Here is a 7,132-nt window from a genome sequence, read left to right on the forward strand (position 1 = left end):
ATTCGGGGGTGCGGCGGAGTCGTCCATGTCGAAGGACCGGTCAGATGAGCGGATTGGCCCCGTTGAGGAAGATCCAGATGCAAACACCCGCGGCGATGCCCAGCAACAACGCCACGAACGAGCCGATGAACGGGCGGGTGGCCCAGCCTCGGCGCCCGTCGAGCGAGAAACGACCCGGCCCGGTGAGAATGATCACGCCGGCACAGATGCCGAGCAACGTCTCGTATTCGGTACCCGCAGGCGCGAAGTATTCGAGACCCGGTTCTGCGGTCTGGCGGAATGCCCACGCGTTGATCATCACCGCGAGCACCGACGCCGCGGCAAGCGGCGTGATCAGTCCCAGAATGAGCAGTGCACCACCGGCGACCTCACCCACGGCGCCCAGGATCGCAAGCACTTTCGCCTGCTCGAATCCGCCCTCCGCGAGCATCGTCTCGAACCCGTCGAGCCCCGGCCCGTTCCAGATTCCCGTCAGCTTCTGCAGACCGTGCACCAGAACTGTGCCGCCGACCCCGAGACGCAACGCCAGCAGGCCGAGGTCCAGCGTGCCGCGGCCGATCCTCATTTCGTCGCCGGTGGCGAGTCCTGACGCGGCCTGATCCGGCGTTGCCGCGGATGAGACGGGTGACGTGCCGATCACCTGCGTCGGTTGGCCGCTCACTGCACCCGACTCGTGGTAAGCGGGGATCTGTTCCGTGGGGAGGCCGGCGCCACGCGCGTCACCGAAATCGAGGTCGTCGTCGGTATGGGCCAGTCCGCGTCCTCCGGAACCGGAGGCGGATGCGGTCGGAAGGCGTTCGGTGGGTGAATCGTATGGACTCGACACGTTCGATCGGTCGGGTGCGGGGTCCGGGCTCCCGGCCCCATCTCCCTCGGCCCCGTTTCTATCGACCCCGTTTCTATCGGCCCCGTCGCCCGACGACTCGCTGGGGTCTTTGCGCATGTCAGTCATATCTTCGAGCCTAGGTCTGCGGGCAAGACATCGCGGGTAGGCAGAACCGGCGTGGCGGCGGCCTGCTCCTCTTCCGTAACGTCTCCACCATGACGGTGGGTGGGTTGTGCCGAAGGGCGTCCGGCAAGACTGTGGCGGCGGTGTCCGCGCTGTGTGCGACCGCGATTCTGGCTGCGGGGTGTGCACGGTTCGACGACTCGGCGTCCTCGCCCTTCAGTCCCGAACCGACCGAGGCCAGCGGTTCCGATGTGGAACCGGAGAATCCTCCGCCACCGTCCACCACCACCCCGCCGCCCCCGAGCGGGCCGCTGGGACCGTGCCAGGACCCTGATCCCAGTGTCATCGCCACCTGCCTCGACACCACCGGCGGACTGGTCGTTCTTCCCGACGGTGCCACCGCGCTGGTCGCCGAGCGCCGGACCGGACGCATCCTGGAGGTCGCCAAAGGGCAGCCTCCCACCGAGATCGCGCGGGTGGACGTCGACAGCAGTTCCGACGGCGGCCTACTCGACATCGCACTCTCGCCGTCATTCGTCGAGGACAATCTGATCTTCGCCTATGTCACGACCGCGACGGACAACCGCGTCGTGCGGGTAGCTCCCGGCGACACGGCCAAAGAGGTTCTCGGCGGCATTCCCAAGGGTGTGGCCGGCAACGGCGGTTCGCTGGAGTTCTCCGGAGACGATCTGATGGTCCTGACCGGTGACGCGGGCGATCCTGCCGCCGCGACCGATCCCGCCTCCCTGGCCGGCAAGCTCCTGAAGGTCACGGCACTCGGCCCGGCACCCACCGGCTCCCAGCCCCGACCGGAGGTGGTGTTGTCGGGTATCGGCACCGCGGGAGGCGTGTGTGTGGATCCCGGTGTAGCCGTGTGGGTCACCGACCGAACCGCTCTGGAGGATCGGCTGCAGCGAGTGAGCGCCGACGGGGCGGTGTCCTCACCGGTCTGGACATGGCCGGAGCGGCCCGGTGTGGGTGGCTGCGTCGCGGCGGCAGACGTCGTCGCCGTGTCGCTGAGTACCGCGAAAGCGATGTCTGCGCTGGCTGCTGACCCCGCCACGGGAGCGGTCACCACCGCTCCCGGCATCATCGCGCAGGACCGCTACGGCCGGCTCGGCGGTGCCGCCCTGGGCCCCGACGGCCTCATCTGGGTGAGCACCGTCAACAAGACGGGCGGTCAGCCCGGACCCAACGACGACCGCGTGATCAAGATGCCCCTGCCCTCGGGTGGCGGCGGGTTCGACTGACCCGTCCTTCCCGTGGGTGCCGGGTGGGGAGGGCCTAGCTACAGGCCGCGATCACGAGTTCCTTGACCCGCGCGGGATCGGCCTGGCCGCGGGTGGCCTTCATGACGTCGCCGACGATCTTGCCCGCCGCAGCGACCTTTCCGCCGCGGATCTTCTCGGCGATGTCTGGGTTGGCGGCCAGCGCCTCGTCGACGGCCGCCTGCAACTTGGTGTCGTCACGCTCGACGAGAAGATTGCGGCCGACCATGACCTGCTCGGGGTCGCCTTCGCCGGCAAGAACACCGTCGACCACCTGCCGGGCGAGCTTGTTGGTGAGCTTGCCCTCGGTGATCAGCGCGATCACCTGGGCCAGCTGCTTCGGGCTGATCGGGAGCGACGCGAGATCCACACCCTGAGCGTTGGCCTGCTGCGACAGATACGACACCCACCAGGAGCGTGCCTCGGATGCGGGAGCACCGGCGTCGACGGTCGCGATCACCAGATCGAGCGCCCCCGCGTTCACGAGGTCGCGCATCTCGTGGTCGGAGACTCCCCAGTCCGCCTGGATACGCGCACGCCGCACCCACGGCAACTCCGGAAGGGTTGCGCGCAGTTCCTCGATCCACTCCGCGCTCGGCGCGACCGGCTCGAGATCGGGCTCCGGGAAGTAGCGGTAGTCCTCGGCGGTTTCCTTGCGGCGGCCCGGTGACGTCGTCCCGTCGGCCTCCTGGAAGTGCCGGGTCTCCTGGATCACCTCACCACCGGCCTCGAGCACCGCGGCCTGGCGGCGCATCTCGTACCGGACCGCCACCTCGACGCTCTTGAGGGAGTTGACGTTCTTCGTCTCGGTGCGGGTCCCGAGTTCGGTCGCGCCGATCGGCATCAGCGACGCGTTGGCGTCGCACCGCATCGAACCCTGATCCATGCGCACGTCGGACACGTCCAGCGACTTCAACAGGTCACGCAGCGCGGTAACGTAGGCGCGAGCCACCTCGGGTGCGCGCTCACCGGCACCGCCGATCGTCTTGGTCACGATCTCGACGAGTGGCACACCCGCCCGGTTGTAGTCGAGCAGCGAATGGCTGGCGCCGTGGATACGTCCGGTCGCGCCGCCGACGTGCAGCGACTTTCCCGTGTCCTCCTCCATGTGCGCGCGCTCGATCTCGACCCGCCACGTGGTGCCGTCGTCGAGTACGACGTCGAGGTAGCCGTCCGTCGCGATCGGCTCGTCGTACTGCGAGATCTGGTAGTTCTTCGGCTGATCCGGATAGAAGTAGTTCTTCCGCGCGAATCGTCCCCAGGGAGTGATGGAACAGTTCAGCGCGAGACCGATGCGGATGGCGGACTCGACGGCCTTCGCATTGACGACGGGCAGCGAACCGGGCAGGCCCAGGCAGACGGGGCACACCTGAGTGTTCGGCTCCGCACCGAACGCCGTCGGGCACCCGCAGAACATCTTGGTCGCGGTGTGCAACTCCACGTGCACCTCCATGCCGAGAACAGGCTCGTACTTGGCGAGCACATCGTCGTAGTCGAGGAGGGCCGGAGCATCGACAGCAGTCATGCTCATGAGTTTATGCGTCCCGGTGCGCGCCGAAGAACGCGGTCAGCCGAAAAATGCGGCTGCCTCGTCGTAGCGCTGCCTCGGCACCGTCTTCAGATGCCGGGTGGCATCCGCGAGCGGTACCAGATCGATCGACGTGCCGTGCAACGCCACCATCTGACCGAAGTCGCCGCGGTGGACCGCGTCGGTGGCGTGCACACCGAAGCGGGTGGCCAGCACCCGGTCGTACGGCGTCGGTGTGCCACCACGCTGGACGTGCCCGAGAACCGTGGTCCGCACCTCCTTGCCGATGCGTCGCTCGATCTCGTCACCCAACTGCTGGGCGACGCCGGTGAACCGCTTGTGACCGAATTCGTCGATCCCGCCTTCGCGCAGCGACATCGACTCGGTGGTGGGGGTCGCGCCCTCCGCCACCACACAGATGAAGTGGGAATCGCCGCGCTGGAACCGCTTCTTCACCATGTTGCACACCTCGTCGACGTCGAACGGTTCCTCCGGAACCAGGGTGAGGTGCGCGCCCGTCGCGAGACCCGCATGCAGAGCGATCCAGCCGGCGTGACGGCCCATCACCTCCACCAGCATGACCCGCTGGTGCGACTCCGCTGTGGTGTGGAGACGATCGATGGCGTCGGAGGCGATGGAAAGCGCGGTGTCGAAACCGAAGGTCACGTCCGTGCAGTCGATGTCGTTGTCGATGGTCTTCGGTACCCCGATCACGGAGACGCCACTGTCCGCGAGCCAGCTCGCCGCGGTCAGGGTCCCCTCGCCCCCGATCGGGATGAGGGCGTCGATCCCGTTGTCGTCGAGAGTCCGCATGATCTGATCGAGCCCCGCCTCGAGCTTGTCGGGGTTGACCCGGGCGGTGCCCAGGATGGTGCCGCCGCGGGTGAGGATCCGATCGATTCGATCGTTGTTGGACAGCGGGACCTTACGGTCCTCGAGCAGACCCCGCCACCCGTCCCGAAATCCGACGACCGAACTTCCGTACCGGCCGTCGGCCGTGCGGACCACCGCTCTGATCACCGCGTTGAGTCCCGGGCAGTCGCCGCCGCCGGTGAGGATTCCGATCCGCATCCGAGCACCCCTCGTCCTAGTCCGTCATAAGCCATCTTGCCGTTCGCACGCTGTTCGAGCACCCCGACCGGAACCCGGCACGTCAGCCGGGTGTGACGAGTCCGCTCTCGTACGCGAGAACCACCGCCTGTGCCCGGTCGCGGAGATTCAGCTTGGACAGCACCTTGCCCACATGCGTCTTGACGGTCTGTTCGGCGACGAACAGGTGCTCGGCGATCTCGACATTGGACAGTCCGCGCGCGATCAGTTCGAGCACCTCCCGTTCACGCGGAGTCAACGCAGAGAGAGCGGCGGGCTTGCGGCGGGCGGTGCCGCGCCGGCTGTTCACGTCCGCGATCAACCGCCGGGTGACGGTGGGGGCCAGCAGTGCCTCCCCGTCCGCGACGACGCGGACCGCGCGGACGAGTTCCTCCGCCGGCGCATCCTTGAGCATGAACCCGCTGGCCCCGATGCCGAGCGCCTCGTAGACGTAGTCGTCCACATCGAACGTGGTGAGCATGAGAACCCGCACGGGCGGGTCGAATCCGGCGGACAGGATGAGGCGAGCAGCATCGAGTCCGTTCATCTGTGGCATGCGGACATCCATCAACACGACGTCGGGACGCAGACGCCTGACCTCCGCCACCGCGACCACGCCGTCCGGTGCGTCGCCGATGACACTGATATCCGGCTGCGCGGCCAGCAAGGCACCGAACCCTTGGCGCACCATAGCCTGATCGTCAGCAATGAAAACCGTTATGGCCACGCAGCCAGCCTAGGTGGAAGCGGCCGGGAACTCGGCGCGGACCTCGAATCCGCCGTCCGATCGCTCGCGGGTGGCGAGCACACCGCCGACAGCGTGTGCACGTTCTCGCATGCCGGCGATCCCGTTGCCGCCGGTCGACTCGTGCCCGGTGACCGGGGTGCCGAGGCGTCCGCTCGCGGGTCCGTTGACGACGTGCACGGTCGCGCTCGGTGTGGCGTGGCGGATGGTGACTTCGACGGCAGCACCGGGAGCGTGACGCGCGGCATTGGCGAGCGATTCCTGCAGGATCCGGTACATGACGAGACCGACAGGGTCCGATACGAGCCCACGATCGCCGGAGATGCTCCACTTGACGGGGATACCCGCCCGTCGGCTCCCCTCGAGGAGTTCGTCGATCTGCCCCGTGCCGGGCTGCGGTGCGTGCTCCGCGAGCTGGCCTCACTGCGAAGCACTCCGAGGAGCCCGCGAACCTCGTTGAGTGCGGTGCGGCCCGCGGCGCCGATGGATTCGAATTCCGCACGGGCCTCGTCGGATACGTCGGCAATCCGGTAGGGAGCGCTCTGCGCCTGCACCACGACCATCGACATGTGGTGCGCGACGATGTCGTGCAGGTCCCGTGCGATCCGCGCCTTCTCTTCCAGAATGGTGCGGCGGGTGCGCTCGAGTTCACTCACTTCCTCCTGCCGCGCGAGTTGCCGGCGCGAGAGCACCAGCCAGCGGATCAGGAGACCGAAGATGACGAGGGCGGTGAGTCCCACCGCCCATCCGCGGCCGTTGGTGCCCGGGGTATCCGCGAGAAACAGCAGGACCGTCGAGATCCACGCCACCCCCACAACCGGAACGGCCGCCTGCATACCGACCGCCGTCAACAACGTCAGGATGACGATGATATGCACCACCTGCCACGGATAGTCGTAACCGTCCTGCAGATCGAACACGCGTGGAATCACGAGGGCCGACACAGCCGACACCGCCCATCCCAGCGCCGGATTGACCCGGATCAACACGAACGGGAACGCGGCCAGCGCCGCGACGAACGGCTGGATCGGCGGACTCACCTGGTGGGTCAGCTGCAGCGTCGGCCACGCCACGGCGAAGAGAATCCCGGCCACCAGCACGATCGCCACGTTCCACCACCGGCCTGCGGCTGCGCTCCGAACACGCGTTGTCACCTTCACAGTGTCGACAGTAGGAACTGCTTGCGCCGAATGTCTTCATACCGTGGACGGATATCGGAACGCCCCCAGGGTATGAGACCGCGGTCCACTCACCCCGCGAAGCCAGATTCGGAACCGGACCCCGGTGTGATGTGTGTGCCCCTGTCTCGTTCCTAGCGTCGAATTCATGCGAACAACGGGGAGAAGCAGAGCGGCATGGGTGGCGAGCACTCTCGCGGCGACGGCAGTGCTCGCCGCAACGGGATTCGTCGGCACCGGCACGGCGAACACGACGCGGCACGAGAACCGGGCGGCCTCGGACGCGGTACGGGCTATCACGTCCGACGACGAACGCCCGGCCTATGCGATCCCGGCGGACTTCGACACCGTCATCGGCTACACACCGCCCAGGTT

The 7,132-nt window shown here is 67.5% G+C and carries 5 protein-coding genes and 2 pseudogenes; 2 read left to right on the forward strand and 5 right to left on the reverse strand.

Going from position 1 to position 7,132, the window contains the following annotated elements:
• Window positions 1–40 precede the first annotated feature (40 nt).
• Window positions 41–943, reverse strand: coding sequence for a DoxX family protein (locus tag WAW17_RS02415; RefSeq protein ID WP_422331432.1), 903 nt, complete (start codon window positions 941–943; stop codon window positions 41–43).
• A 98-nt stretch (window positions 944–1,041) separates the two neighbouring features.
• On the opposite strand from WAW17_RS02415, the gene WAW17_RS02420 reads away from it, so the two are divergent.
• Window positions 1,042–2,199, forward strand: a complete 1,158-nt coding sequence (locus WAW17_RS02420) for a PQQ-dependent sugar dehydrogenase (protein ID WP_422331428.1) — start codon at window positions 1,042–1,044, stop codon at window positions 2,197–2,199.
• A gap of 34 nt (window positions 2,200–2,233) precedes the next feature.
• Here WAW17_RS02420 and gatB read toward each other — a convergent pair whose 3' ends face one another.
• The 4 genes and pseudogenes from gatB to WAW17_RS02440 form a co-directional block, all read right to left on the reverse strand.
• A complete protein-coding gene (gene gatB, locus WAW17_RS02425) occupies window positions 2,234–3,742 on the reverse strand; it encodes an Asp-tRNA(Asn)/Glu-tRNA(Gln) amidotransferase subunit GatB (RefSeq protein WP_422331429.1) in 1,509 nt (502 codons plus the stop codon).
• A gap of 42 nt (window positions 3,743–3,784) precedes the next feature.
• Window positions 3,785–4,816, reverse strand: coding sequence for an ATP-dependent 6-phosphofructokinase (locus WAW17_RS02430; RefSeq protein ID WP_422331430.1), 1,032 nt, complete (start codon window positions 4,814–4,816; stop codon window positions 3,785–3,787).
• Between the two features lie 82 nt (window positions 4,817–4,898).
• Window positions 4,899–5,561, reverse strand: a complete 663-nt coding sequence (locus tag WAW17_RS02435; protein WP_422331431.1) for a response regulator — start codon at window positions 5,559–5,561, stop codon at window positions 4,899–4,901.
• A 9-nt stretch (window positions 5,562–5,570) separates the two neighbouring features.
• Window positions 5,571–6,739 (reverse strand): annotated as a pseudogene (locus WAW17_RS02440) (sensor histidine kinase).
• Between the two features lie 166 nt (window positions 6,740–6,905).
• Here WAW17_RS02440 and WAW17_RS02445 point away from each other — a divergent pair.
• A pseudogene (locus WAW17_RS02445) lies at window positions 6,906–7,132 on the forward strand (hypothetical protein); the annotation flags it as partial.

It is taken from the genome of Rhodococcus sp. (in: high G+C Gram-positive bacteria), from assembly GCF_049286785.1.
Lineage (GTDB): Bacteria > Actinomycetota > Actinomycetes > Mycobacteriales > Mycobacteriaceae > Rhodococcus_F.